This window comes from Pseudomonas alloputida (assembly GCF_021283545.2).
GTDB classification, from domain to species: domain Bacteria; phylum Pseudomonadota; class Gammaproteobacteria; order Pseudomonadales; family Pseudomonadaceae; genus Aquipseudomonas; species Aquipseudomonas alloputida.
The window spans coordinates 796,312-821,213 of sequence record NZ_CP128540.1 but is presented as its reverse complement, the minus strand read 5'-3'; the positions used below and the strand labels follow the sequence as shown (position 1 = coordinate 821,213).

The following is a 24,902-nucleotide window of genomic DNA, read 5'->3' as shown; positions in this document are numbered from 1 at the left end:
AGGAGCGGGCTATCAATGAGCCCAAGGCAGGATCGGAATGGCAGTCACCGCATTCTGCGGGCTGCCTTCGATCATGCGGTCGCTGTACACCAGGTACACCAGCGTATTGCGCTTCTTGTCGAGAAAACGCACCACCTGCATGGTCTTGAACACCAGCGAGGTGCGTTCCTTGAACACTTCCTCGCCATCCTTGAGCTCACCCTTGAAGTTGATCGGCCCGACCTGACGACAGGCAATCGATGCCTCCGCCCGGTCCTCGGCCAGCCCCAAGCCCCCTTTCACTCCGCCAGTCTTGGCACGTGACAGGTAGCACGTCACGCCCTCGACTTTAGGGTCATCGAACGCCTCGACCACAATGCGGTCGTTCGGCCCGACGAACTTGAACACGGTGGACACCTGGCCGACCTCTTCGGCGCCAGCCAACATCGGCAGCACGCACGCTGCCACAGCGATTACGTTCTTCAGCAGGCTCATACCAGCACCAGGTTGTCGCGGTGTACAAGTTCCGGCTCGGCGCTATAGCCAAGGATCGACTCGATGGCTTCGGACGACTGACCAATGATCTTCTGCGCCTCCAGGGCGCTGTAGTTGGCCAGGCCGCGAGCCACTTCAACACCGTCCGGGCCGACGCACACCACCATCTCGCCGCGACGGAAGCTGCCCTGCACAGTCTTCACGCCAACCGGCAGCAAGCTCTTGTTGGCCTGACGCAGCGCTTGCACGGCACCGGCATCCAGCACCAGGGTGCCACGGGTTTGCAGGTGACCGGCCAGCCACTGCTTGCGCGCCGCGAGCATGCCGCGCTCAGGGGACAGCAAGGTGCCCAGGCGCTCGCCCGCCTTCAGGCGGTCCAGCACGCGCTCGATGCGGCCACCGATAATGATGGTGTGGGCGCCGGAACGGGCAGCCAGGCGCGCCGCACGCAGCTTGGTCTGCATGCCGCCACGGCCCAGGGCACCACCGGTACCACCGGCCACGGCATCCAGTGAGGGGTCGTCGGCGCGGGCTTCGTAGATCAACTGCGCTTCGGGGTTGTTGCGCGGGTCGGCATCGAACATACCATCGCGGTCGGTGAGGATCACCAGCAGGTCGGCCTCGACCAGGTTGGCCACCAGCGCCGCCAGGGTGTCGTTGTCGCCGAAGCGGATCTCGTCGGTGACCACGGTGTCGTTTTCGTTGATCACCGGCACCACGCCCAGATCGACCAAGGTGCGCAGGGTGCTGCGGGCATTCAGGTAACGCTTGCGGTCGGACAGGTCGTCATGGGTCAGCAGGATCTGCGCGGTGTGCTTCCCGTGCTCCCCGAAGCTCGACTCCCAGGCCTGCACCAGACGCATCTGGCCGAGCGAGGCAGCCGCCTGCAGCTCGTTCATCGCACTCGGTCGCTTGGTCCAGCCCAGCTGGCTCATGCCGGCAGCCACGGCCCCGGAGGAGACCAGTACCAACTCCACGCCCGCCTCACGCAGCGCGACCATCTGCTCGACCCAAACGGCCATTGCACCGCGGTCGAGGCCCTTGCCATCGGCGGTCAGCAGAGCACTGCCAATCTTAACGACCCAGCGCTTGGCGCCCGTCACCTTGCTTCGCATCTTCTTCCAACCTATGTCGAATCTGTAGATACCGTGGATACAAAAACGCCGCTCCAGAGAGCGGCGTTTAGTGTACTGCAACCGATCAGTCGCGCACGTAAATGATTTCCGGACCGTCTTCGTCGTCCTCGAAATCATCGTCCCAACCATCGTCGTCGCCGATGTCATGCACGCTCTTGACGCCGGTACGACGCAGGGTACGGGCGTCGTCCAGGGCCTGCAGCTGGGCACGGGCTTCGTCTTCGATGCGCTGGTCAAGGTCGGCCAGCTCTTCGGCGTAGGCCGGGTCGTTGGCCAGGCGGTCGGCGCGGTCTTCGAGGTAGCGCATCAGGTCGTGGCTGAGCTTGTCGGTGCCCTGCTTGGAAATAGCCGAGATCACGTAGACCGGGCCTTCCCACTCCAGACGGTCGATCACTTCCTGCACACGCTCGTCGCGCTCGTCGTCCATGACCATATCGGCCTTGTTCAGCACCAGCCAGCGCTCACGCTCGGCCAGCGACGGGCTGAAGCGGGTCAGCTCGTTGACGATGACTTCGGCGGCATCGGCCGGGCTGCTTTCGTCCAGCGGTGCAATGTCCACCAGGTGCAGCAGCACGCGAGTACGCGCCAGGTGCTTGAGGAAGCGGATACCCAGGCCGGCACCTTCGGAAGCGCCTTCGATCAGGCCTGGGATGTCGGCGATGACGAAGCTCTTCCAGCGGTCGACGCTGACCACGCCCAGGTTTGGCACCAGGGTAGTGAACGGGTAGTCGGCAACTTTCGGCTTGGCGGCCGAGACCGAACGGATGAAGGTACTCTTGCCAGCGTTCGGCAAGCCCAGCAGGCCGACGTCGGCCAACACCTTCATTTCCATCTTCAGGTCACGCTGCTCACCCGGTTTGCCTGGGGTGGTCTGGCGCGGCGCACGGTTGGTGCTCGACTTGAAACGGGTGTTGCCAAGCCCGTGCCAGCCACCTTGCGCGACCATCAGCTTCTGGCCGGGGGTGACCAGGTCACCGATCACTTCCTGCGTGGAAGCATCGATCACGGTGGTGCCGACCGGCACGCGCAGGAACAGGTCTTCACCCTTCTTGCCGGTGCAGTCGGTGCTACCGCCGTTGGAGCCACGCTGGGCTTCATGGTGACGGGTGTAGCGGTAGTCGACCAGGGTGTTCAGGTTTTCGTCGGCAATCATGTACACCGAGCCGCCGTCACCACCGTCACCGCCGTTAGGGCCGCCGTTCTCGATGAACTTCTCGCGACGGAAGCTCATGCAACCGTTGCCACCGTCACCGGCCTTGACCCGAATGGATACTTCGTCAACAAACTTCATTAAAACCGCCTCTCGTCGGCAGACGAGCTGAATGACTCAAAAACATGAGGCTCTTGCAAAAATGAGCGCGGCGGCCCCGTACGACCGTAGAAACCAACGCCGGCAACCCAGACAAACAGCTTTGCAAGAGGCTCACCACAAACGAAAAAGCCCCGTCGCATGACGGGGCTTCTGGAGCGACGTCGCGATTAAGCGGCGACGATGCTCACGTAACGGCGCATGAACTCGCCTTTCTTCTCGAACTTGATCACGCCTTCGATCTTGGCGAACAAGGTGTGGTCCTTGCCCATGCCAACGCCGTAGCCAGCGTGGAATTCGGTACCGCGCTGACGGACGATGATGTTGCCTGGCTTGATAACCTGGCCGCCATACATCTTCACGCCAAGGCGTTTCGATTCTGAGTCGCGACCGTTACGAGTACTACCACCAGCCTTCTTGTGAGCCATGGTTCAATTCTCCAAATAAATTCAGGGGATCTAGGGGATTAAGCCTGGATGCCGGTGATTTTGATCTCGGTGAACCACTGGCGGTGGCCCATACGCTTCATGTGGTGCTTACGACGACGGAACTTGATGATGCGAACCTTGTCGTGGCGGCCTTGCGAAACGACTTCGGCCACTACTTTAGCGCCAGCAACAACTGGAGCACCGATGGTGACTTCTTCACCGTTGGCGACCAGCAGAACGCGATCGAAGGTCACGGATTCGCCAGTGGCGACTTCCAGTTTTTCGATCTTGAGGAATTCACCTTCAGCGACTTTGTACTGCTTGCCGCCGGTAACGATTACTGCGTAAGACATGGTATTTCTCCGATAATCCTGCTCACCCAGCGCTTTATATGATGAGTATTGGCTGGCATGGCTGCACAGGGCTGGAACGGCCCGGCGCAATTGCGTAAGGCAGGTGCTGCCCAGGAAGTTAGGGTGCGCGATTGTACGCAACCACGGTTTTGCTTGCAAGTGCCGCCCCCGGCCTGCGGGCACCGCGCCTTGACACACCGGGACCCGCGACCTAGCATGCCGCGCAACCTCACTGGAGCAGCCGATGCAACCCCAAACCTTCTACCGCGCGGTGGCTGATGATTTCAGCGCCGTCGACGAGATCATCAAGAAGCAGCTGACCTCGCGCGTGCCGCTGGTATCGAAGATCGGCGACTATATCACGTCCGCCGGTGGCAAGCGCCTGCGTCCCCTGCTGGTACTGCTTTGTGGCAAGGCCCTGGGCCGCGAAGGCGACGACCTGCGCCTGCTGGCCGCCACCATCGAATTCCTGCACACCGCCACCCTGCTGCACGACGACGTGGTCGACATGTCCGGCATGCGCCGTGGCCGCTCTACCGCCAATGCCCTGTGGGGCAACGCGCCGAGCGTACTGGTGGGCGACTTCCTTTATTCGCGCTCGTTCGAAATGATGGTCGAGCTGGGCTCGATGCCGGTCATGCAGATCCTGTCCAAGGCCACCCGGGTGATTGCCGAAGGTGAAGTGCTGCAACTGTCGCGCGTACGCGACGCCAGCACCACCGAGGAAGTCTACATGGAGGTCATTCGCGGCAAGACGGCGATGCTGTTCGAAGCTTCTACCCACAGTGCTGCGGCGCTGGCCCAGGCCACCGACGAGCAGCGCGAAGCCCTGCGTACCTTTGGCGACCATCTGGGCGTGGCCTTCCAGCTGGTCGACGACCTGCTGGACTACAAGGGTGACTCGCAGACCCTGGGCAAGAACGTCGGTGACGACCTGGCCGAGGGCAAACCTACCCTGCCGCTGATCTACACCATGCGCGAAGGCACTGCCGAGCAGGCGGCGCTGGTACGCCAGGCGATCCAGAAGGGTGGCCTGGAAGATCTGGAACAGATTCGCGTTGCGGTCGAAGAATCGGGCGCACTGAAATACACCGCCGAGCTGGCGCGCGATTACGTGAAACGCGCCATCGCCTGCCTCGAAGTGCTGCCTGCCAGTGAATACCGGGATGCGCTGGTTGAACTGAGCGAGTTTGCGGTCGCGCGTACGCACTGACAGACCGAGTCGACTTCATTCGCGGGCAAGCCCGCTCCTGCACCATTTGTGGGGAGCGCGCTTGCCCGTGGTGCTTTTTGTCCGGACATAATCACTTCCGGAAAAATACCTTTTACAATGTGGGCTTTTAACCGCCCGTCTGTTTGTTTGAGGAACCGAAGTGAGCACTCTGCCACCCTGCCCGAAATGCAACTCCGAATACACCTATGAGGATGGCACTCAGCTGATCTGCCCTGAATGCGCCCACGAGTGGTCGGCCAGCGGCGATGCCGAGGCGGCCAGCGACGATGTGGTGAAAAAGGACTCGGTCGGCAACATCCTGCAAGACGGTGACACCGTCACCGTGATCAAGGACCTCAAGGTCAAGGGTTCGTCCCTGGTGGTCAAGGTTGGCACCAAGGTCAAGAACATCCGCCTGTGCGACGGCGACCACGACATCGACTGCAAAATCGACGGCATCGGCGCCATGAAGCTGAAGTCCGAGTTCGTCCGCAAAGTCTGATCAGGCAAAAAACCGCCAATTGGCGCTTGCTATTCTGGTAATAAGAATTATTCTCATTGGAATTGCTGTCCAAGGAGAATAGCCATGACTTATCTGATCGACGCCTGGCTGGAACGCCCTCACCCCTACCTGCGCATTCTTCATCGGGAAACCGGCGAAGTGTGCGCGGTGCTTGAAGAAGAAGCCCTCGACGAACTGCGTGACCAGGGTGACCTGGACATGAGCGGGCTGAATTCGAGTGAACCGGGGGTGCTCAAGGAACTGGTACGGAATCTGTTTCTGTTCTGCTATGCGCGGGCGTTGCGCCCTGGGGGGACAGACTGGAATTGAGGCCGGCAGGGCCGGCCTCCAGGGCATTACAGAACGTCGAGCAGCTCGACGTCGAACACCAGAACGCTGTGCGGCGGGATGCTGCCAACGCCTTGGGCGCCGTAAGCCAGCTCGCTTGGCACGTACAGGCGCCATTTGCTGCCAGCGTTCATCAGCTGCAGGGCTTCGGTCCAGCCAGCGATCACGCCGCCTACCGGGAATTCAGCCGGCTGGCCACGCTCGTAGGAGCTGTCGAACACAGTGCCGTCGATCAGGGTGCCGTGGTAGTGCGTACGCACGTTGTCTTCGCGGGTCGGCTTGGCGCCTTCACCAGCGGTCAGCACTTCGAACTGCAGGCCCGAAGCCAGCGTGGTGATGCCTTCACGCTTGGCGTTCTCGACCAGGAACTCCTTGCCAGCAGCAGCAGCGGCTTCGGCCTTGGCTGCAGCTTCGGCTTGCATCACCTCGCGGATGACCTTGAAGCTGGCCGACAGGTCGGCTTCGCTGACGCGGCTGTCGGCACCGTTGAAGGCGTCGGTCAGGCCGGCCAGGATGGCTTCCAGGCTAACGCCTGGTGGCGGGTTGTCGCGCAGCTGGCCACCCAGCTGACGGCCGATACCGTAGCTGACGCGCGTTTCGTCGGTAGACAGGTTGAGTTCGGACATTGTCGTGCTCCACTGCAGGGCGCAATGCAGCCGCGCCCTTGATAAAAAGGGCGAGCAGCCTAGCACACTGGGGCGCTGCGAGCAGCTACCAGGCCGAACGCTGGGAAATCGGCACCTTCAGGTCTTCTTCCGGGTGCGTACCCATGCCGCACATTTCGTCCTGCACCGACCAGTGCACCAGGTTCATCGAGACCATGGGGATGGTTTGCAGCAACTTGCGCGCATCCTCCACCGAGTGCACGCGCAAGCGTTCACCACGGGTATCGGACAGGGGGTGAGGATGGCCTTTGACCCGGGCCTCGAGCAGGTAGTCACCGCCTTCGATGGCGATCAGGTTCAGTTCGTCGACATGGCCAGCCCTGGCCTCGGTATTGAGCTGATGCAGGTTCATGAGAGCACCTCGCGATGGGAACCACGCATGAGAGCTCATTTTTTGTACAGGAAGGGAGAATGCGCAAGGCATGACTGACGCCACTCGTCAGTTGAGCCTCGATATCTGTGGGAGCGGGCATGCCCGCCCCCACAGGAGTTGCAGTGAGGCCTGGGGGGACTCAGTGCTTGGTCAGCTTGTCCAGGTAGCCCATGCAGAACGCCGAGACCACGAAGGTCATGTGGATGATCACGTACCACATCAGGTAATCGGTGGAGATGTTCTGCGCATCCATGAACACCCGCAGCAGGTGAATGGAGGAAATCGCCACGATCGACGCGGCAACCTTCATCTTCAGCGACGAGGAGTCCATCTTGCCCAGCCAGTTGAGCTTTTCCTTGCTTTCATCGATGTCCAGTTGCGAGACGAAGTTCTCGTAGCCGGAAATCATCACCATCACCAGCAGGCCACCAACCAGCGACATGTCGATCAGTGACAGGATCACCAGGATCAGGTCAGCTTCGCTCAACGCAAAGACATTGGGCAGGACGTGGACCACTTCCTGGAAAAATTTCAGCGCCAGGGCCAGCAGGCCGAGGGACAAGCCGAAGTAGATCGGTGCGAGCAGCCAGCGCGAGGCATACATCGCGTTTTCGAGGATACGTTCCATGAAGTTCAGGACTCATCAGGTGACTAAAAAAGCGACGGCGAGTATAGCCAGCCACCTGTTACAGCAAAAGCCCGGGGGCTGCTCCGCAGCCTGATCGCGACACAAGGCCACACTCCCACAGCAAGCCGATGCTGTACCTGTGGGAGCGGCCTTGTGTCGCGATGGGCCGCAAAGCGGCCCCGGCATTCTTCAGGTCTCAGGATGAAACTGGTAATCCCCCAGGTTGCGACACCGCTCACCATTGATCCGCCGCAACTGCGCCTGCAAATGCAGACACCAGATCTGCGGGTCATCGGCCACTTGATAACCATGCATGGTCAGGCTGTCGACGATGGCATTGAGCACCGATTCGGCCACCAGTGGCCCATGAAACGGGCCCTGCGCCTTGATCGCGGAGGGTTGTTCACCGGCCATGCCGGCGGCGAACAGCAACGTCCACATGCCGTTGTCACCGGCCAGCGGGCGGATGCTGCATTCGATACGGGTCACCAGGCCCAGGCACTGGCGTGTGAGGCTGAGGTTGCGCATGGCCGCGTCCCCTCCAATGAGCCTTGTTCAGCCCGAAACCCTCAGGCTGTTTCCATCCTGAACGCTGTACCGTCCTTAAGTTCCAGCATAGAGGAACAGTACAGAAAGATGGAAAACTGGCGCTGAACGGTAGCACATCGCCGCCAGCGCCAGTTTATTGACTCAGGCCGGTTTGGCCTGGGCAATCACCTCTTCCAGGCGTTCCTTTTCTGCCTTCTCGATGTCTTCCTCACTGATCATCTCGGCAATTTCACGCAGGCGCTCCACCACCCGGGCATTGACGCTGCCCTCGGTGAACAGCCCCTTGTCGTCGAGTACCCCGGCCTCCTCGCCCACCAACAGGCTCAGCGCCTCATCAGCCTGGCTGACCGCGTAGACGTGGAACATGCCGTTCTCCACCGCCTGCAACACACGCTCGTCAAGCATCAGGGTGGCGACGTTGGCACGCGGAATGATCACCCCCTGCTCGCCGGTCAGGCCACGCGCCTCGCAGAGGCGGAAGAAGCCCTCGATCTTCTCGTTCACCCCACCCACCGCCTGCACTTCACCAAACTGGTTGATGGAGCCTGTGATGGCGAAGCACTGCTTGAGCGGCGTGCGCGACAAGGCCGAGATCAGCGTGCAGGCTTCGCCCAGCGAGGCGCTGTCGCCGTCCACGTAGCCGTAGGACTGCTCCAGGGCGATGCTCGCGGAGATCGCCAGCGGGAACTCCTGGGCATAGCGGCTGCCCAGGTAACCGGTGAGGATCATCACCCCTTTGGAGTGGATCGGCTGGCCAAGGTTGACCTCACGCTCGATATCGACAATACCGCTGCCGCCGGGGTAGACGGTGGCCGAAATACGCGCGGGCATGCCGAACGCCGAGTCACCCACTTCAAGCACGGTCAGCCCGTTGCACTTGCCGATGGCCGCGCCCTCCGTGTCGATCAGGATGATGCCGGCGAGCATGTCGTCCAGCACCCGTTGCGACACACGGCCGGTACGGGTGGCCTTGGCCTTCAGCGCACGCTCGATGTGGCCTGCGTCGGTCATTTCGTCACTGGCCAGCTGGCGAATGAAATCAGCCTCGCTGACCAGCTGGAACAGGTCACCGATACGCGCTGACAGGCGCGACTGGTTTTCGGCCAGACGAGCACTGTAGGTGGCCAGACGCGCTACCGCGTCACTGGTCAGCGGCGCCATGCCCTCTTCGTTGGTGCGGGTGCGCAACAGCTGGGCGAACTGCTCCAGGTTCTCGTCGACCATCGGCATGTCTTCATCGAAGTCCACCAGCACGCGGAACATCTCCTGGAAGTCCGGGTCGTGGTCCTGCAGTGCGTAGTACAGCTGGCGCGAGCCGATGATCACCAGCTTGACGTTCAGCGGAATCACCTGCGGCTGCAGGCTGACAGTGGCAACACGGCCCAGCTCACCGATCGGCGACTCCATCTTCAGCTTGCGCGACTGCAACGCACGCTTGAGCGCGTCCCATACGAACGGCTCACCCAGCATTTTCTCGGCTTCCAGAATCAGGAAGCCGCCGTTGGCACGGTGCAGCGCGCCTGGGCGCAGTTGGCGATAGGAGGTATACAGCGCACCTTGGTCGGTGCTGTATTCGATACGGCCAAACAAATTGTCATAGGTCGGGTGCGGCTCGAACACCACCGGCGCCCCACCGTCAGCGTGATGGCCCACCACCAGGCTGGGCGCGTACTGCTCTTCGAGCAGCTTGCGGGCCACGGCGTCGGACTTGCTGTCATCGACCAGTTGCTCGACCAGCGTACGCAACAGGTTCAACTGCACCGATTGCAGGTAGGCGCACACCGCCGCGTTTTCGGCGTACTTTTCCGACAGCGGCGCCAGCAACGGCTGCAGTGCCAGGGTGATGGTTTCTTCGTTGAGCTGGCGCAGCTGGTTGTTCGATTCGCGCTTCCATTGCGGCAGGCTGGCCAGCTCTTCGTTGAGGCGCTCCTCAAGCAGGGCAATGTCCTCGTGGAATTGCTCGCGCACCTCCTCCGGCAATTGGGCAAATTCAGCTTCATCCAGCGCCTTGCCATCAGCCATCGGCGTGAAGGCGACGTTGCTGGCATCGCGGTACAAGGCCACGTCCTTTTCCAGCGACGCGCGCTCGATCACATCCAGAGCACGGTCATAACGCTGGTTGAAAGCGCGGTCGATGGCGCCCTTCTTCTGCTGGTAGGACGGGTGTTCGAACACCGCCGGGAACGTCGACAGCAGGTTGTCGATCAATCCGCCCATGTCGCTGATGAACTCGGCGGCGCTTCCGGACGGCAGCTCCAGTGCACGTGGTTCACGGGTGTCGTCGAAGTGGTTGACGTAGACCCAGTCGGCCGGGGTCTGCTGGCGCTTGCCCTCGGCCTTGAGGTAGCGCTTGACGAACGAGAAGCGCCCGGTGCCGGGCTCGCCCATCACATACACATTGTAACCAGGACGCGGCATGGCCACGCCAAACTGCAGGGCCTCAACAGCACGTTCCTGGCCCAGAACTCCGCGAAACGGCTCCAGATCGTCGGTATGGGTAAAAGCAAACTGCTCGGGGGAGAAACGCCGGGTCAGGGCTTCAGGCGCAAGACGCAGGCGCGCAGCGACAGGATCGGGCATTGGGTTTCCTTACTTCGGCGGGGCAGATACGCAGCATTCTGGCGCTGCCCGCGCGCGCCTTGCAAGGCTCCACGGGACTTTATGTCGCAGCCGGTGCAGTCTTGTGACAGCAAATTTTTCGCAATCAACAACGCAACCTTTAGATCGTGCCTAAACTCCAAGCTGCGCGGGTGGGTGAAAAGCTTTCCCGACCTGGCAACCGAGTTGCCAGAAACCCTGACCCTTGGTTAAGACAAAGAGAACAAATGCTATGAAACGGATTCTTCTGGGTACTCTGTTCACCGTGGTCTCGCTGAACGCCATGGCCGAAGCGCCAGGCGGCCCGAACTGCGGCTGGGGCAACATGCTGTTCGAAGGCCAGCGCGGCACGCCGGCACACTTCCTGGCTTCTACCACCAACGGCACCTCCGGTAACGCCACTTTCGGCATGACCTCCGGCACCAACGGCTGCTCGACCAAGGCTTCGCTGACCTACGGCGGCAAGTCCTGGTTCGCCATGAACGGCATGATGAACGAGCTTTCCGAAGACATGGCCATGGGCCAGGGCGAAGCACTGACCACCTATGCCGTCGTTCTCGGCGTAGCACCGGAGGACCGCAGCTACTTCAACTCGGTCACCCACCAGCACTTCAACCAGATCTTCAGCAGCGCCGACGTCACTGCCGAAACTGTCCACAGCAACACCCTGGCCGTTCTGAAGAGCGACCCACGCCTGGCCAAATACGCTACCGAGGCCTAAGCACAGCTGCTCCCGCCCCACCCGGGGCGGGTTTCGCCTTTTTCGGCATCGTCAAGAAGTAGTTGCCCGATATGCTCAAACGCCTCGCTGCCCTGGCGCTGTGTGCCTGCGCCCCTGTTCATGCCGCCCCCATGCTGGATCCAGGCCGTCTCCAGCAATTGGCCAATACCCCCTACTGGCTCGCCATTGGACATTACGAAACCGCCAAGCTCGGCGGCTGGCGCAGCTATGTGGATGATGATGCGTTCTTCCTCGCCGAAGATGGCGCGCACCATCCGGACCAGGAACTCAAGGCTACGGTCGCTGCGCTGTATGCCCCGGCCAGCCTCGGTGACAAGCACGCCCAGTGCGTATTCCCCGCTCGCACCCGCTGGCTGCGCGAACAGCTCGACCTGCAAGACTTGCCACAACCGGACTGCCAGGAATTCAAGACCTGGTACCAGTCGATCGACCCGCACAGCGCCGCGTTGATCTTCCCGGCAGCCTACCTGAACAGCCCGTCGTCGATGTTCGGGCACACCCTGCTGCGCATCGACCAGTCCAACACCCGCAGCGACGACACCACGCTGCTGAGCTACGCCATCAACTTCGGTGCCTATATCGAAGGCAGCGACAACAGCATCCTGTACGCCTGGAAAGGCCTGATGGGCGGCTACCCGGGGCTGTTCGCGCTGATGCCCTACCAGGAAAAACTCTCCGAATACCGCAGCCTGGAAAACCGCGACCTGTGGGAATACCAGCTGGACCTGACCCCCGAAGAAACCGGACGTATGGTCGAGCATGTGTGGGAGCTGAAGCAGATCCAGTTCGACTACTTCTTCTTCGACGAAAACTGCTCGTATCGCCTGCTGGAGCTGCTGCAAGTGGCCCGGCCGAGCCTGGACCTGACGTCTCAGTTCCCGCTGACCGCCATTCCCACCGACACGGTGAAGGCCGTGAAGCAGTCCGGGCTGGTCGCCAGCGAAACTTACCGCCCCTCTCGCGAACGTGAATTGCTGGCCAGGGCCGAGCCACTCGACCACGACGAAAAGCGCCAGGTGCTGGCTGTAAGCGCCGACACTGCGCAATTGCAAAGCCCAGAATTCCAGGCCCTGCCTCGCGAACGCCAAGCGTTGGTGCAAGATGCCGCGTATCGCCTTGAGCGGTATCGGGCCAACGGCCAGGAACGCGACCCAGGGCAAGCCAAACGCAGCTTCGAGTTGCTGCGGGCGATCAACAGCAACCCGCCGCCGCCCCTGCAGATCGAGCGCCCCGGCCTGCCCGAAGATGGCCATGACTCGCGCACCTGGCAACTGGGCGTGGGCACCCGTGAAGACCGCGCCTACGCCGAATATGGCTTGCGCATGGCCTACCACGACCTGAATGACAACGCCTATGGCTTCCCGCTGGGCGCACAGATCGAAATCCTGCAATTGAAGCTGCGCCAGTATGAAGGCAACGATTGGCAGGTGCAGCGCCTGGACCTGGCCACCATCCGTTCACTGACACCCCGTAACGAGCTGCTCAAGCCTTGGTCATGGCAAGTGGCCGGCGGGCTGGAGCGGGTGCCGGGCAAGCATGATGACGAAGTGCTGGTGAGCCATGTGAATGGCGGCGCTGGCGGCACCTGGCAGCTGGCCGACGGTTTGCTGGGGTTTGCCTTGGGCACGGTGCGGGTCGAGCATCACAACGACTTCGCTCAGTTCATTGCCCCGGCAGCTGGCTTCAATGGCGGGCTGCTGTGGCGCAACGGGCTGGGCAACATGACGCTGGAGGCCAAGGGCGATTACTTCACCAACGGCGAAGTGCGGCGCAGTGTAAGCCTGAACCAGCAGTGGGAAATCAGCCAGAACCTTGGTCTTCGGTTGAGCGCCTCGCGTGAGTTCAGCCACCTGGCCACGGCACAGAACGAGGTGATGCTCGAGCTGAAGTGGTATCACTACTGACGTGAATTGTGGGAGCCATCCGACTCTTTGACACTGTTTTGACACCTACCCGACAAACCGCCACCTAGACTTCCCATCATCAACTGGAGGGCTTTGTGGCTATGTCGCGGTACTGGTTCGGCGTGTGCATTGCGTTGTTGCTGTCGGGTTGCGAAACCACCCACGAGCAGATGGTCAACCACGGTTACCCTCCTGCCTATGCGGATGGCTTCCAGGACGGCTGCAGCAGTGGCCGCCAGGCGGCCGGGCTGATGGTGGGCAACTTCCGCAAGAACGTACCGCGCTACCTGCACGAGCGTCAGTACGAAACCGGCTGGGACGATGGCTTCCGCCAGTGTCACGCCATGCAGAACAGCGAAGAACAGCGCCAATACCACGAGCGCTTCTGGGACCAGCGCGACCGCGAGTGGGAGCAGGAAAAGGACCGCGGCGCTGCCAAGGCCTATCGCCACAATTGAGTCGCAAACGGACATTCCTTTAAACCGGCGGCCTGCCATGATGGTCTCATGCACAAGGAGGCCCTACATGAGCCGAGCATTCGTCAACGAAGACCAAGCCGCCGACCAGGCCGATCAGCCGGTCGAGCGGCGCATCAGCGAACAGCCCAACTATGTGACGGCCAGCGGCCTGCGCCAGTTGCAAACGCGGGTGGCCGAGCTGAATGCCTTGCGCAGCGAACTGCAGGCGCAGGGCGAACGGGGTGACAAACAACGGCTGGCCGATACCGAGCGGGATCTGCGCTACTTCAGCGCGCGGGTGCAAAGCGCCCAGGTGGTACCCGCGGCGACTTCCCATAGCAAGGTACAGATTGGTAGCCGGGTGCGGTTTGTCGACGCGCAGGACCAGGAGCAGGTGGTGCAGCTGGTGGGCGAGGATGAGGCGGATGCCGGGCACGGGTTGATCAACTGGGGTTCGCCATTGGGGCGGGCTTTGCTCGGGGCTGGGCCGGGGGATGAGGTGGTCTGGCGGCGGCCGGTGGGGGAACAGGTGATAGAGGTGGTTGAGATTCTGGGCGAGGGTTGAGGGCCCTGGGGCTGCTTTGCAGCCCATCGCGACGCAAAGCGGCCCCCTACGGTCTCAGATCAGACCACGCCCTGAGCCAGCATCGCATCGGCCACTTTCACGAAGCCCGCGATGTTCGCCCCCTTGACGTAGTTGATCCGGCCATCAGCCTCTTCACCGTAGTGCACGCATGCATGGTGAATCGACTGCATGATGTTGTGCAGCTTGCTGTCCACTTCACCGGCCGTCCACAGCAGGCGCATGGCGTTCTGCGACATTTCCAGGCCCGACACGGCTACGCCGCCCGCATTGGAGGCCTTGCCCGGGGCGTACAGAATGCCGGCGTCCAGGAAGATATCCACAGCCTCGAGGGTAGTCGGCATGTTGGCGCCTTCGGCCACACAGATACAGCCGTTACGCAGCAAGGTGCGGGCATCTTCGGCGCCCAGCTCGTTCTGGGTGGCGCATGGCAGGGCGATGTCGCACGGCAGGCTCCACGGGGTCTGGCCCTTGCGGAACTCCAGGCCGAATTGCCCGGCCAGCTCGCTGATACGTCCGCGCTTGACGTTTTTCAGCTCCATCAAGGCGTCCCACTGGGCGTCGGTCAGCCCGGCTTCTGCATACAAGGTACCTTCAGAGTCAGACAGCGAGATCACCTTGCCGCCCAGGTCCATCACCTTACGCGCAGCATACTGGGCGACGTTGCCCGAACCGGACACCGCCACGCGGCGGCCGTCGATACGCTTGTCCTGACGCTTGAGCATTTCTTCGGCGAAGTAAACGCAGCCATAGCCGGTGGCTTCCGGGCGGATCAGGCTGCCGCCATAGGTCATGCCCTTACCGGTCAACACCGAGGTGAACTGGTTGGCCAGGCGCTTGTACTGGCCGAACATGAAGCCGATTTCGCGGGCCCCCACACCGATGTCACCGGCCGGTACGTCGCAGTCAGCACCGATGTGGCGATACAGCTCGCTCATGAACGCCTGGCAGAAGCGCATCACTTCGGCGTCGCTCTTGCCTTTCGGGTCAAAGTCCGAGCCGCCCTTGCCGCCGCCCATGGGCAGCGAGGTCAGCGAGTTCTTGAACACCTGCTCGAACGCCAGGAACTTCAGCACGCTGAGGTTCACCGACGGGTGGAAGCGCAGCCCGCCCTTGTACGGGCCAATGGCACTGCTCATCTGAATGCGGTAGCCGCGGTTGACCTGCACCTTGCCCTGGTCATCGACCCAAGAAACGCGGAAAAGTACGGCGCGCTCGGGCTCGACCATGCGCTCGAGGATGCCGGACTGCAGATAGTGGGGGTTGGCTTCAAGGAATGGCCACAGGGTGCGCAGCACCTCTTCCACCGCCTGGTGGAATTCCGGCTGGCCTGGGTCACGCTGCTTCAGGCGTGCAAGGAAATTGTCGACAGATTCGATCATGGTAGACATCTCACCAAGAGGATTGGACTTATTGGTTTTTTCAGGAATGTACCAAGAAGCAATCGCACCGGAATAGGGCGAAATGTCGTTTTTTTGAAATTATTTGGTGCGTTTTATGTAAGTGTATACAAAATACACCTTCGCCTCGCCATTTATAGCGGTCCGCCAGGCACAAAAATGGGGCCACTTGGGGCCCCATTCTTGTGCATCAGAAAACCGGCTTACTGGGCCAGTTTCTTGTGCCGTACACGGTGCGGCTGGGCAGCAGCATCACCCAGACGCTTCTTGCGGTCGGCTTCGTACTCGGTGTAGTTACCTTCGAAGAACACCACGTTCGAGTCGTCTTCGTACGCCAGGATGTGGGTAGCCACACGGTCCAGGAACCAACGGTCGTGGGAAATCACGATCGCGGCGCCCGGGAAGTCCAGCAGGGCTTCTTCCAGCGAACGCAAGGTTTCGACGTCGAGGTCGTTGGACGGTTCGTCGAGCAGCAGAACGTTACCGCCTTCCTTCAGGGTCAGGGCCAGGTGCAGGCGGCCACGCTCACCACCGGACAGGTCCTTGACGAACTTCTGCTGATCGCCACCTTTGAAGTTGAAGCGGCCAACGTAGGTACGCGAAGGGATCTCGTAGTTGCCGATGCGGATCTGGTCGGAACCGTCGGAGATCTGCTGGAACACGGTCTTGGCGCCGTCCAGGTCCTCACGGCTCTGGTCAACACAGGCCAACTGTACGGTTTCACCGATCTCGATGCTGCCCGAGTCCGGTTGCTCCTTGCCCATCAACATGCGGAACAGGGTCGACTTACCGGCACCGTTACCACCGATCACGCCAACGATGGCACCTTTGGGCATGGAGAACGACAGGTTGTCGATCAGCACACGGTCGCCGTAGCCCTTGGTGACGTTCTTGAACTCGATGACCTTGTCACCCAGGCGCGGACCGGCCGGGATGTAGATTTCGTTGGTTTCGCTGCGCTTCTGGAATTCCTGCGACTGCATTTCTTCAAAGCGCTGCAGACGGGCCTTGGACTTGGACTGGCGGGCTTTGGCGCCTTTGCGCACCCACTCCAGTTCCTCTTTCATGGCCTTTTCGTGGGCGCTCTGCTGCTTGGATTCCTGCGCCAGACGCTCCGACTTGGCTTCCAGCCAGCCCGAGTAGTTGCCTTCGTACGGGATGCCGGCGCCGCGGTCCAGCTCCAGGATCCAGCCGGCGACGTTGTCGAGGAAGTAACGGTCGTGGGTAATGGCTACCACGGTGCCCGGGAAGTCGTGCAGGAAGCGCTCCAGCCAGGCCACCGAGTCGGCGTCCAGGTGGTTGGTCGGTTCGTCGAGCAGCAGCATGTCGGGTGCCGACAGCAGCAGGCGGCACAGGGCCACACGGCGTTTCTCACCACCGGACAGGTGTTCGATGCGCGCATCCCAGGCCGGCAGGCGCAGGGCGTCGGCAGCGACGTCCAGCTGGCGCTCCAGGTTGTGGCCATCGGCGGCCTGCAGGATGGCTTCCAGCTTGGCCTGCTCGGCGGCCAGCTTGTCGAAGTCGGCATCCGGCTCGGCGTAGGCCGCGTAGACCTCGTCCAGGCGGGCCTGGGCGTCCTTGATTACGCTGACCGCTTCCTCGACCACTTCACGCACGGTCTTGGTTGGGTCCAGTTGCGGTTCCTGTGGCAGGTAACCCACGTTGATGTCGGGCATCGGACGGGCTTCGCCGTCGAATTCCTTGTCGACGCCCGCCATGATCCGCAGCAGGGTCGATTTACCGGCGCCGTTCAGGCCAAGTACGCCAATCTTGGCGCCTGGGAAGAACGACAGGGAAATGTTCTTGAGAATTTCCCGCTTCGGCGGCACGACCTTGCTCAGCCGATGCATGGTGTAGACGTATTGAGCCAAAACCAAGCCCTCTAATCAGATAGGTAAAGACATCGCCGATCGCCCCGGCACGCGGTGGCCAGTGGGATGTGTTTACGGGGTGTCATTGAACAAAGTCGACCATTCTACGCCAACGCGCGGCGTTGCATAGGAGGGGCCGATGGTGGGGTGTGATCAGTGCGGTCACTGGGATGAATTCATTGCCTGTGCCGGCCTCTTCGCGGGCATGCCCGCTCCCACAGCGTCACCACAGAGCCTGAAGAATCCGCGATTCCTGTGGGAGCGGGCGAGCCCGCGAAAGGGCCGGCACAGCAGCCGAAGAGACTCAGACGTGACGCTGTTTGGCCTTGCCCCGCGGCAGGCGGCAACGGTCGCCCTGCTCGGCCAGGCGCGCGGCCCAGGCGGACTTCACGCTGAAGCCGCCGCTGCGGGCAGGTTGCTGCTCGGCCGCCTTGGCCGGTTTGCCAGGTGCAGGCGCAGTGCTGACCACCTTGGCTGCCGGCTTGGCCGCCGCCACTGCAACAGCCGGCTCTGCTGCCACCTTGGCGGTCTTGCGCAGTTCAGCCAGCGATGGGGCCTTGCTTTTTGCGGCAGCGGCCGCCTCGGGTTTGCCCAGCGAACGCTGGCAAGACTTGCAGGATACGTCCTCGGTCACGGCAGTGCTGACAAGGGTCTGACTGCTGCGCCCGCAGGCGGAATCGAGGCCATTGGAGGAAAAGTGAGTAACCAAAACCGAACATCTCCGATGCGTTGTCATGTGAAGCGGGCGCTATTCTCGCACAGGTTACAGGGGCTTGCCGAACCACCGGGCAGCCACCATCGGTCAACATGGCTGGCACTTCGCCATAATCCGAGGCATGCTAGCCGGTTTCGGGTGTCCGGCCTTATAGTGCGCCACCGCGGTGCGCAAGCCGGGCGCCGGCACCCACCGTGCACGATCATTCCCTGCCATCGCCAGCCCAATCGCAGGATCAACGCTTGACCAACCTTACTCATCCGTCGTCATTGCGTTCCGCCCCACAAGCACCCGCGACTCTCCTGCGCGGGTCGATCAAGGGTGCGCTGGCGCTGCTGGCCCTGATCCTGCTGGGCCTGCTGCTGTGGCAGCTGTTCGCCCAGTTCAATCATACCCAGGCCGAATTGCGCAAACAGAGCCTGGACGCCTCCGCGGAACTGGCCGACCACCTGAGCCTGAACATGGCGCTCAAGGCGCAACAGGCCGTGAACGTGGTGCAACCCTACCCTGATGCACCGACACCTGCCGCCCTGCCCAGCCTGCTCGGTACCCTGCGCGAACGCCTTCCCGCCCTGCAGAGCGTGGCCTGGCTGGACAACGTCGGGCAGCTACGCGCCGACAGCCTGGCCGGCAGCCCCGACCGCCAGTCACTTGACGAGTTGCTCGTGCTGAGCCAGGGACGCCCGTACTTCTTCACCAATTCGGCCGACAACCACCTCCTGTACCTGTTGCTGCGCCAGGATGCCGCACAGGGTAGCGGCTACTGGCTGCTGCGCCTGTCACCGGACTATTACCGCGAGCTCACCCTCCACCTCGAGGGCAGTGGCCACCCGCAGTGGCTGCTGGAAAACAGCCGCAGCGGCGAGGTGCTGCAGCGCCATGCCGCAGCCGACACCGGCGACGAGCCGCTGCAAAGCGTGATGCTGGCCTTTATCGAAAACAGCACCTGGCAGCTACGCGGTCTGTTCGACGCCAAACTGGCCCAGCAAAAATTATTGCCGGCGCTGCTCGGCAAGTGCCTGCTGGTGCTGTTCTGCGCCCTGCTGCCAGTGCTGGCGCTGATCAACATGCGTCGCCGCCAACGGGCTCTGCAGGAAGACCGCCGGCGTTATCAGGAAATTTTTGAAGGCACCGGCGTTGCCCTGTGCGTGCTCGACCTGTCCAGCCTGCCCGGCCAGCTCGACCGCTACCACCTGCGTAACCGGGCCGCGCTCAAGCACAGCCTGGCGCTGGACCCGAACCTGCGCCGCTCGCTGCTGCTGGAGCTGAAGATCACCGAGGTCAACCAAGTGGCGCGCCAGCTGCTGAACATCGACTGCCACGAAGGTGCCTGGCAGCGGCTGATCGATGGCACTGGCGACAGCCGAGACAGCGTCGGCATGCAACTGATCGACGCACTGATCGAACAACGCCCGTTGCTGGAGCTGGAAGTGCGCCTGCCGACACCGCAGGGCACCGAGCTGCACCTGTGGCTGATGGCGCGCCTGCCGCTGCAGCGCCGTGATTATCAGGCGGTGATCCTCAGCATCAGCGATATCACCAGCCGCAAACAGGTGGAGCTGTCGCTACTGGAACGCGAAAGTTTCTGGTCGGACGTGGTACGCACCGTACCCGACCAGTTGTATGTGCAGGATGTGCCGAGCCAGCGGATGATCTTCAGCAACCGCCACCTCGGCCAGACCCTGGGCTACGACCGCACCGAGCTGGCACAGATGGGCGACCGCTTCTGGGAGCTGCTGCTGCACCCCGAGGACGCCGCACACTACCAGGCACTGCGCCGCCAACAGCGCGACAACTGTCATGACCAACCGCTGCACTGCCAGCTGCGCTTCCGCCACCGCGACGGAAGCTGGCGCTGCTACGACATCCGCGAGCAGGTGCTGACCCGCAACGCCGAAGGCCTGGTGACGCGCATCATCGGTGTGGGCAAGGATGTGACCGTTCAGATCGAGGCCAGCCAGTCGCTACGTGACAGCGAGCAACGCTACCGCATGCTCGCCGAAAGCATCAGCGACGTGATCTTTTCCACCGACAACCAGCTCAAGCTCAACTATGTCAGCCCCTCGGTACAGAGCGTGCTGGGCTACCAGGCCGACTGGATCTTCGCCAACGGCTGGCAGTCGATCGTCGCCAACCCGGCCCAGCTCACTGGCATCTACAGCCTGATGGAGCGTGTCAGCAAGGCCATGGGCGATCCGGCGCAGATGGCGCAACTGTGCAGCCAGTTACCCACCCAACTGTTCCTGTTCGACTGCCTGCGTGCCGATGGCCGCAAGATCCCGATCGAGCTGCGCCTGGTGCTGGTGTGGGACGATGACCAGCGCTTCGAAGGCGTACTCGGGGTGGGCCGCGACATCAGCCAGCAACGTCGTGCCGAAAAAGACCTGCGCATGGCCGCGACCGTATTCGAACATTCCACGTCGGCGATCCTCATCACCGACCCGGCCGGCTATATCGTTCAGGCCAACGAGGCGTTCAGCCGCGTCAGCGGTTACGCCGTCAGTGAAGTGCTCGACCAACTGCCGGGCATGCTCACTGTCGACGAACAGCAGGAAGGCCACCTGCGCTATGTGGTCAAGCAACTGCACCAGCGCGGCAGCTGGGAAGGTGAGGTGTGGCTCAAGCGCCGTGACGGCGACCACTACCCGGCCTGGGTCGGCATCACCGCGGTACTGGACGACGAAGGCGACCTGGCCAGCTACGTGTGCTTCTTCACCGACATCAGCGAACGCAAGGCCAGCGAACAGCGCATCCACCGCCTGGCCTACTACGACGCCCTTACCCACCTGCCCAACCGCACACTGTTCCAGGACCGTTTGTACAACGCCCTGCAGCAGGCCGAGCGGCAGAAGGCCTGGGTGGTGCTGATGTTCCTCGACCTCGACCGCTTCAAACCGATCAACGACTCCCTCGGCCATGCGGCCGGCGACCGCATGCTCAAGGACATGGCCCTGCGCCTGCTGGCCTGCGTGGATGACGACGACACGGTGGCACGCATGGGCGGCGACGAGTTCACCCTGTTGCTGCAACCGCGCCCCACCCGTGAAATGGCCCTGAACCGCGCCATCCACGTGGCCGAGAACATCCTCGGCAGCCTGGTGCGGCCGTTCGTGCTGGAAAACCGCGAGTTCTTCGTTACCGCCAGCATCGGCATCGCCCTCAGCCCGCAGGATGGCAGTGAGCTGAGCCAGCTGATGAAGAACGCCGACACCGCCATGTACCACGCCAAGGAGCGCGGCAAGAACAACTTCCAGTTCTACCAGGCCGAAATGAACGCCAGCGCCCTGGAGCGCCTGGAGCTGGAAAGCGACCTGCGCCATGCCATGGAGCAGAACGAATTCATCCTCTATTACCAGCCGCAGTTCAGCGGCGACGGCAAGCGCCTGACCGGCGCCGAAGCGCTGCTGCGCTGGCGTCACCCGACCCGAGGCCTGGTGCCGCCGGGCGACTTCATCCCGGTGATCGAGGAACTGGCCCTGGTGGTGGACGTGGGCGACTGGGTGCTGCGCGAGGCCAGCCGCCAGCTCAAGGCCTGGCACAAGGCCAAGGTGCGGGTGCCGAAAGTGTCGGTGAATATTTCGGCGCGGCAGTTCTCCGACGGCCAGCTAGGCACGCGGATTGCCAACATCCTGGAAGAAAGCGGCCTGCCGCCGGCATGCCTGGAACTGGAGTTGACTGAAAGCATCCTGATGCGCGAGGTGAACGAGGCGCTGCAGATTCTTGCCAGCCTGAAGAACCTCGGCCTGAGCATTGCGGTAGACGACTTCGGCACCGGCTACTCGTCGCTCAACTACCTCAAGCAGTTCCCCATCGACGTCCTGAAGATCGACCGGACCTTCGTCGACGGCCTGCCCGAAGGCGAGCAGGACGCGCAGATTGCCCGGGCGATCATCGCCATGGCCCACAGCCTCAACCTGGCAGTCATCGCCGAGGGCGTGGAAACCCACGAACAGCTGGAGTTCCTGCGCGAGCATGGTTGCGACGAGGTGCAGGGCTATCTGTTCGGGCGGCCGATGCCAGCGCATCAGTTCGAGGCGCAATTCTCCAACGAGACCTTGTTCATGTTCCATTGACCCGCACACAAGGCCCCCGTAGGCGCGGGTTTACCCGCGAACACCGGCAAAGCCGGTGCCATCCACCGCGCCGCATTCCTGCATAAAAAAGCGGACTTCCAGGTCAACTCCCGCCCCCGCCCAGCCCAGAAACGGCGCGGGATGCAAGATGAAGCCCATTGGTCTGCGACTTGACGCCACTTCATATGCCAGCCGCGAATCAATCGGTTAGAATGCACACCCAAATTACCCCGATCCTTGAGGACCGCCATGTTCAGCCGTGATTTGACCATTGCCAAGTACGACGCCGAGCTCTTCGAAGCCATGCAGCAAGAAGCTCTGCGCCAGGAAGAGCATATCGAGCTGATCGCTTCGGAAAACTACACCAGCCCGGCAGTCATGGAAGCCCAGGGCTCGGTCCTGACCAACAAGTACGCCGAAGGCTACCCAGGCAAGCGCTACTACGGCGGTTGCGAGTACGTCGACGTCGTCGAGCAACTGGCCATCGACCGTGCCAAGGAGCTGTTCGGCGCCGACTACGCCAACGTACAGCCGCACGCTGGCTCCCAGGCCAACGCTGCCGTCTACCTGGCCCTGCTGTCGGCCGGTGACACCATCCTGGGCATGAGCCTGGCACACGGTGGCCACCTGACCCACGGTGCTTCGGTAAGCTCCTCGGGCAAGCTGTACAACGCCATCCAGTACGGCATCGACGGCAATGGCCTGATCGACTACGACGAAGTCGAGCGCCTGGCTGTCGAGCACAAGCCCAAGATGATCGTTGCCGGCTTCTCGGCCTACTCGCAGGTTCTGGACTTCGCCCGCTTCCGCGCCATCGCCGACAAGGTCGGTGCCTACCTGTTCGTCGACATGGCCCACGTTGCCGGCCTGGTTGCCGCTGGCGTGTACCCGAACCCTGTTCCGTTCGCCGACGTGGTCACCACCACCACCCACAAGACCCTGCGCGGCCCGCGCGGCGGCCTGATCCTGGCCCGTGCCAACGCCGACATCGAGAAGAAGCTGAACTCCGCCGTCTTCCCGGGCGCCCAGGGCGGCCCGCTGGAGCACGTCATCGCGGCCAAGGCCATCTGCTTCAAGGAAGCCCTGCAGCCAGAGTTCAAGGCTTACCAGCAGCAGGTCGTGAAGAACGCCCAGGCCATGGCCAGCGTGTTCATCGAGCGCGGTTTCGACGTGGTTTCCGGTGGCACCCAGAACCACCTGTTCCTGCTGTCGCTGATCAAGCAGGAAATCTCCGGTAAGGATGCTGACGCCGCCCTGGGCAAAGCCTTCATCACCGTCAACAAGAACTCGGTACCGAACGACCCGCGTTCGCCGTTCGTTACCTCGGGCCTGCGTTTCGGCACCCCAGCCGTGACCACCCGTGGTTTCAAGGAAGCCGAGTGCAAGGAACTGGCCGGCTGGATCTGCGACATCCTGGCCGACCTGAACAACGAAGCGGTGATCGACGCCGTCCGTGAGAAGGTCAAGGCCATCTGCAAGAAGCTGCCGGTTTACGGCAACTGATTGGCGCTTGCCTAAAGTGAAAGAGCCCGGCCCAGTGCCGGGCTCTTTCGTTTAATACAGGCGCACCGCCCCTCGTACAAAGACTGCGCCCCCAATACCTCCACTTTGCACAGGCCGCACCTTGACCAGAGAGCAACTCGAAACCCGGCAGATCCCCATCTACTTCGCCGCCGTACTGGCCGCTATCGCCTTCGGCCTGCTGGCCAGCGACGCTGCGCGCCAGCTTGAAGCCCTGATCACCCCCGCCATCGCCGTGCTGATGTACGCGATGTTCCTGCAAATACCCTTCCTCAACCTACGCCAGGGCCTGGGTAACCGCCGCTTCATCACGGCCCTGCTACTGGCCAATTTCATTCTCGTTCCGCTGCTTGTCTGGGCCATCACCCGCGGGCTGGTGGAACACCCGGCGATCCTCGTCGGGGCCTTGCTGGTGCTGCTTACGCCCTGCATCGACTACGTGGTGGTGTTCACCCACATTGGCAAAGGCGACTCACGCCTGACCCTGTCCGCAACCCCCCTGTTATTGCTGGCGCAACTGGTGCTGCTGCCGGTGTACCTGGCCCTGATGCTGGGTGGCAGCAGCCAGGTGGCAATCTCCATCACCCCGTTCCTGGAAGCCTTCGTGCTGTTGATCGTGTTGCCGATGGCCCTCGCGGTGCTCACCAGCGCCGGTGCCCGGCGCTCGCGCGCAGTCGCGACCTGGAACGACGCCTGGGCGTGGTTGCCGGTGCCGGCCATGGCCTTGGTGCTGATGGTGGTGATCGCTTCGCAGATTGACGTGGTACTGCGTGATTTCGACCGTTTGCTGCCGGTGATTCCGGTATACATCGGCTTCATGCTGCTGGCGCCGGTGCTCGGCTTCATCTGTGCGCGCCTGCTGCGCCTGCCGGCCAGCGAGGCACGCTCGGTGACGTTCAGCGCAGCCACGCGCAACTCGCTGGTGGTGCTGCCGCTGGCGCTGGCGTTGCCAGAAGAGATGCGCGGGTTGGCGGCAGCAGCCGTGATCACGCAAACCCTGGTAGAGCTGGTGAGTGAACTGATCTATGTACGGGCAGTTCCACGCCTCGTACGCTGATC

The 24,902-nt window shown here is 62.3% G+C and carries 23 protein-coding genes; 10 read left to right on the top strand and 13 right to left on the bottom strand.

The features are described from left to right. Positions 1–12: 12 nt before the first annotated feature. The 5 genes from LU682_RS03735 to rplU form a co-directional block, all read right to left on the bottom strand. Positions 13–474 carry a CreA family protein gene (locus tag LU682_RS03735; RefSeq protein WP_010951941.1) on the bottom strand — a complete coding sequence of 154 codons (462 nt, stop codon included), beginning with the start codon at positions 472–474 and terminating at the stop codon, positions 13–15. Continuing rightward, entirely contained in the window at positions 471–1,589 is a 1,119-nt protein-coding gene (gene proB / locus LU682_RS03730) for a glutamate 5-kinase (RefSeq protein ID WP_003247458.1), read from the bottom strand. The genes LU682_RS03735 and proB overlap by 4 nt, the downstream gene beginning before the upstream one ends. An 85-nt stretch (positions 1,590–1,674) precedes the next feature. Further along, positions 1,675–2,901 carry an Obg family GTPase CgtA gene (gene cgtA / locus LU682_RS03725; RefSeq protein ID WP_003247460.1) on the bottom strand — a complete coding sequence of 409 codons (1,227 nt, stop codon included), beginning with the start codon at positions 2,899–2,901 and terminating at the stop codon, positions 1,675–1,677. Between the two features lie 188 nt (positions 2,902–3,089). Then, a complete protein-coding gene (rpmA, locus tag LU682_RS03720) occupies positions 3,090–3,347 on the bottom strand; it encodes a 50S ribosomal protein L27 (protein WP_003247464.1) in 258 nt (85 codons plus the stop codon). Positions 3,348–3,385: 38 nt separating this feature from the next. Further along, positions 3,386–3,700: a 50S ribosomal protein L21 gene (gene rplU / locus LU682_RS03715; RefSeq protein ID WP_003247466.1), complete on the bottom strand. Its 315-nt coding sequence runs from the start codon at positions 3,698–3,700 to the stop codon at positions 3,386–3,388. Positions 3,701–3,944: 244 nt separating this feature from the next. Here rplU and LU682_RS03710 point away from each other — a divergent pair, with 244 nt between their 5' ends. The 3 genes from LU682_RS03710 to LU682_RS03700 all read left to right on the top strand — a co-directional run bounded on the left by LU682_RS03710 (position 3,945) and on the right by LU682_RS03700 (position 5,745). Next, positions 3,945–4,913: a polyprenyl synthetase family protein gene (locus LU682_RS03710; RefSeq protein ID WP_010951940.1), complete on the top strand. Its 969-nt coding sequence runs from the start codon at positions 3,945–3,947 to the stop codon at positions 4,911–4,913. 160 nt (positions 4,914–5,073) lie between these two features. Next, positions 5,074–5,415 (top strand): zinc ribbon domain-containing protein YjdM, encoded by a 342-nt coding sequence (locus LU682_RS03705; protein WP_010951939.1) that lies wholly within the window; start codon positions 5,074–5,076, stop codon positions 5,413–5,415. An 84-nt stretch (positions 5,416–5,499) separates the two neighbouring features. Beyond that, complete coding sequence (locus LU682_RS03700; protein WP_010951938.1) at positions 5,500–5,745, top strand: PA4570 family protein; 246 nt, start codon at positions 5,500–5,502, stop codon at positions 5,743–5,745. Between the two features lie 26 nt (positions 5,746–5,771). On the opposite strand, the gene bamJ is transcribed toward LU682_RS03700, so the two are convergent. The 5 genes from bamJ to LU682_RS03675 all read right to left on the bottom strand — a co-directional run bounded on the left by bamJ (position 5,772) and on the right by LU682_RS03675 (position 10,558). Beyond that, a complete protein-coding gene (gene bamJ, locus LU682_RS03695; protein WP_003247482.1) occupies positions 5,772–6,389 on the bottom strand; it encodes a BamJ family beta-barrel-assembly machinery protein in 618 nt (205 codons plus the stop codon). Positions 6,390–6,474: 85 nt separating this feature from the next. Beyond that, entirely contained in the window at positions 6,475–6,780 is a 306-nt protein-coding gene (locus LU682_RS03690; protein WP_014589631.1) for a DUF6482 family protein, read from the bottom strand. Between the two features lie 160 nt (positions 6,781–6,940). Continuing rightward, positions 6,941–7,429, bottom strand: coding sequence for a TIGR00645 family protein (locus LU682_RS03685; protein ID WP_003247486.1), 489 nt, complete (start codon positions 7,427–7,429; stop codon positions 6,941–6,943). A 189-nt stretch (positions 7,430–7,618) separates the two neighbouring features. Then, on the bottom strand, positions 7,619–7,957 hold the full coding sequence (locus LU682_RS03680) for a PA4575 family protein (protein WP_010951936.1): 339 nt from the start codon (positions 7,955–7,957) through the stop codon (positions 7,619–7,621). 162 nt (positions 7,958–8,119) lie between these two features. Beyond that, entirely contained in the window at positions 8,120–10,558 is a 2,439-nt protein-coding gene (locus tag LU682_RS03675; protein ID WP_004575710.1) for a Lon protease family protein, read from the bottom strand. 250 nt (positions 10,559–10,808) lie between these two features. Here LU682_RS03675 and LU682_RS03670 point away from each other — a divergent pair, with 250 nt between their 5' ends. From LU682_RS03670 to LU682_RS03655, 4 genes are all read left to right on the top strand, one after another. Continuing rightward, complete coding sequence (locus tag LU682_RS03670) at positions 10,809–11,297, top strand: DUF3015 domain-containing protein (RefSeq protein ID WP_003247492.1); 489 nt, start codon at positions 10,809–10,811, stop codon at positions 11,295–11,297. A gap of 71 nt (positions 11,298–11,368) precedes the next feature. Beyond that, positions 11,369–13,222, top strand: a complete 1,854-nt coding sequence (locus LU682_RS03665) for an Lnb N-terminal periplasmic domain-containing protein (protein ID WP_049586363.1) — start codon at positions 11,369–11,371, stop codon at positions 13,220–13,222. Positions 13,223–13,323: 101 nt separating this feature from the next. Continuing rightward, positions 13,324–13,680 (top strand): lipoprotein, encoded by a 357-nt coding sequence (locus LU682_RS03660; RefSeq protein ID WP_003247495.1) that lies wholly within the window; start codon positions 13,324–13,326, stop codon positions 13,678–13,680. 67 nt (positions 13,681–13,747) lie between these two features. Beyond that, on the top strand, positions 13,748–14,245 hold the full coding sequence (locus LU682_RS03655; RefSeq protein WP_010951933.1) for a GreA/GreB family elongation factor: 498 nt from the start codon (positions 13,748–13,750) through the stop codon (positions 14,243–14,245). A 59-nt stretch (positions 14,246–14,304) separates the two neighbouring features. On the opposite strand, the gene gdhA is transcribed toward LU682_RS03655, so the two are convergent. The 3 genes from gdhA to LU682_RS03640 form a co-directional block, all read right to left on the bottom strand. Further along, entirely contained in the window at positions 14,305–15,645 is a 1,341-nt protein-coding gene (gene gdhA / locus LU682_RS03650; RefSeq protein ID WP_003247498.1) for an NADP-specific glutamate dehydrogenase, read from the bottom strand. Between the two features lie 221 nt (positions 15,646–15,866). Next, positions 15,867–17,534 (bottom strand): energy-dependent translational throttle protein EttA, encoded by a 1,668-nt coding sequence (gene ettA, locus LU682_RS03645; protein ID WP_010951931.1) that lies wholly within the window; start codon positions 17,532–17,534, stop codon positions 15,867–15,869. A gap of 304 nt (positions 17,535–17,838) precedes the next feature. Further along, on the bottom strand, positions 17,839–18,243 hold the full coding sequence (locus tag LU682_RS03640) for a hypothetical protein (RefSeq protein ID WP_017148090.1): 405 nt from the start codon (positions 18,241–18,243) through the stop codon (positions 17,839–17,841). A 248-nt stretch (positions 18,244–18,491) separates the two neighbouring features. Between LU682_RS03640 and LU682_RS03635 the strand changes: the two genes are divergently transcribed. The 3 genes from LU682_RS03635 (at position 18,492) to LU682_RS03625 (ending at position 24,900) form a co-directional block, all read left to right on the top strand. Then, entirely contained in the window at positions 18,492–22,322 is a 3,831-nt protein-coding gene (locus LU682_RS03635) for a sensor domain-containing protein (protein WP_232857463.1), read from the top strand. A 249-nt stretch (positions 22,323–22,571) separates the two neighbouring features. Continuing rightward, positions 22,572–23,825: a serine hydroxymethyltransferase gene (glyA, locus tag LU682_RS03630; RefSeq protein WP_003247505.1), complete on the top strand. Its 1,254-nt coding sequence runs from the start codon at positions 22,572–22,574 to the stop codon at positions 23,823–23,825. A 121-nt stretch (positions 23,826–23,946) separates the two neighbouring features. Further along, complete coding sequence (locus LU682_RS03625; RefSeq protein WP_010951928.1) at positions 23,947–24,900, top strand: arsenic resistance protein; 954 nt, start codon at positions 23,947–23,949, stop codon at positions 24,898–24,900. The last annotated feature ends 2 nt before the right edge of the window (positions 24,901–24,902 follow it).

Coding starts and splice junctions, on each gene's coding strand:
- LU682_RS03735 (WP_010951941.1), bottom strand. CDS start 474: ATGAGCCTGCTGAAGAACGTAATCGCTGTGGCAGCGTGCGTGCTGCCG.
- proB (WP_003247458.1), bottom strand. CDS start 1,589: ATGCGAAGCAAGGTGACGGGCGCCAAGCGCTGGGTCGTTAAGATTGGC.
- cgtA (WP_003247460.1), bottom strand. CDS start 2,901: ATGAAGTTTGTTGACGAAGTATCCATTCGGGTCAAGGCCGGTGACGGT.
- rpmA (WP_003247464.1), bottom strand. CDS start 3,347: ATGGCTCACAAGAAGGCTGGTGGTAGTACTCGTAACGGTCGCGACTCA.
- rplU (WP_003247466.1), bottom strand. CDS start 3,700: ATGTCTTACGCAGTAATCGTTACCGGCGGCAAGCAGTACAAAGTCGCT.
- LU682_RS03710 (WP_010951940.1), top strand. CDS start 3,945: ATGCAACCCCAAACCTTCTACCGCGCGGTGGCTGATGATTTCAGCGCC.
- LU682_RS03700 (WP_010951938.1), top strand. CDS start 5,500: ATGACTTATCTGATCGACGCCTGGCTGGAACGCCCTCACCCCTACCTG.
- bamJ (WP_003247482.1), bottom strand. CDS start 6,389: ATGTCCGAACTCAACCTGTCTACCGACGAAACGCGCGTCAGCTACGGT.
- LU682_RS03690 (WP_014589631.1), bottom strand. CDS start 6,780: ATGAACCTGCATCAGCTCAATACCGAGGCCAGGGCTGGCCATGTCGAC.
- LU682_RS03685 (WP_003247486.1), bottom strand. CDS start 7,429: ATGGAACGTATCCTCGAAAACGCGATGTATGCCTCGCGCTGGCTGCTC.
- LU682_RS03680 (WP_010951936.1), bottom strand. CDS start 7,957: ATGCGCAACCTCAGCCTCACACGCCAGTGCCTGGGCCTGGTGACCCGT.
- LU682_RS03675 (WP_004575710.1), bottom strand. CDS start 10,558: ATGCCCGATCCTGTCGCTGCGCGCCTGCGTCTTGCGCCTGAAGCCCTG.
- LU682_RS03670 (WP_003247492.1), top strand. CDS start 10,809: ATGAAACGGATTCTTCTGGGTACTCTGTTCACCGTGGTCTCGCTGAAC.
- LU682_RS03665 (WP_049586363.1), top strand. CDS start 11,369: ATGCTCAAACGCCTCGCTGCCCTGGCGCTGTGTGCCTGCGCCCCTGTT.
- LU682_RS03660 (WP_003247495.1), top strand. CDS start 13,324: ATGTCGCGGTACTGGTTCGGCGTGTGCATTGCGTTGTTGCTGTCGGGT.
- LU682_RS03655 (WP_010951933.1), top strand. CDS start 13,748: ATGAGCCGAGCATTCGTCAACGAAGACCAAGCCGCCGACCAGGCCGAT.
- gdhA (WP_003247498.1), bottom strand. CDS start 15,645: ATGATCGAATCTGTCGACAATTTCCTTGCACGCCTGAAGCAGCGTGAC.
- glyA (WP_003247505.1), top strand. CDS start 22,572: ATGTTCAGCCGTGATTTGACCATTGCCAAGTACGACGCCGAGCTCTTC.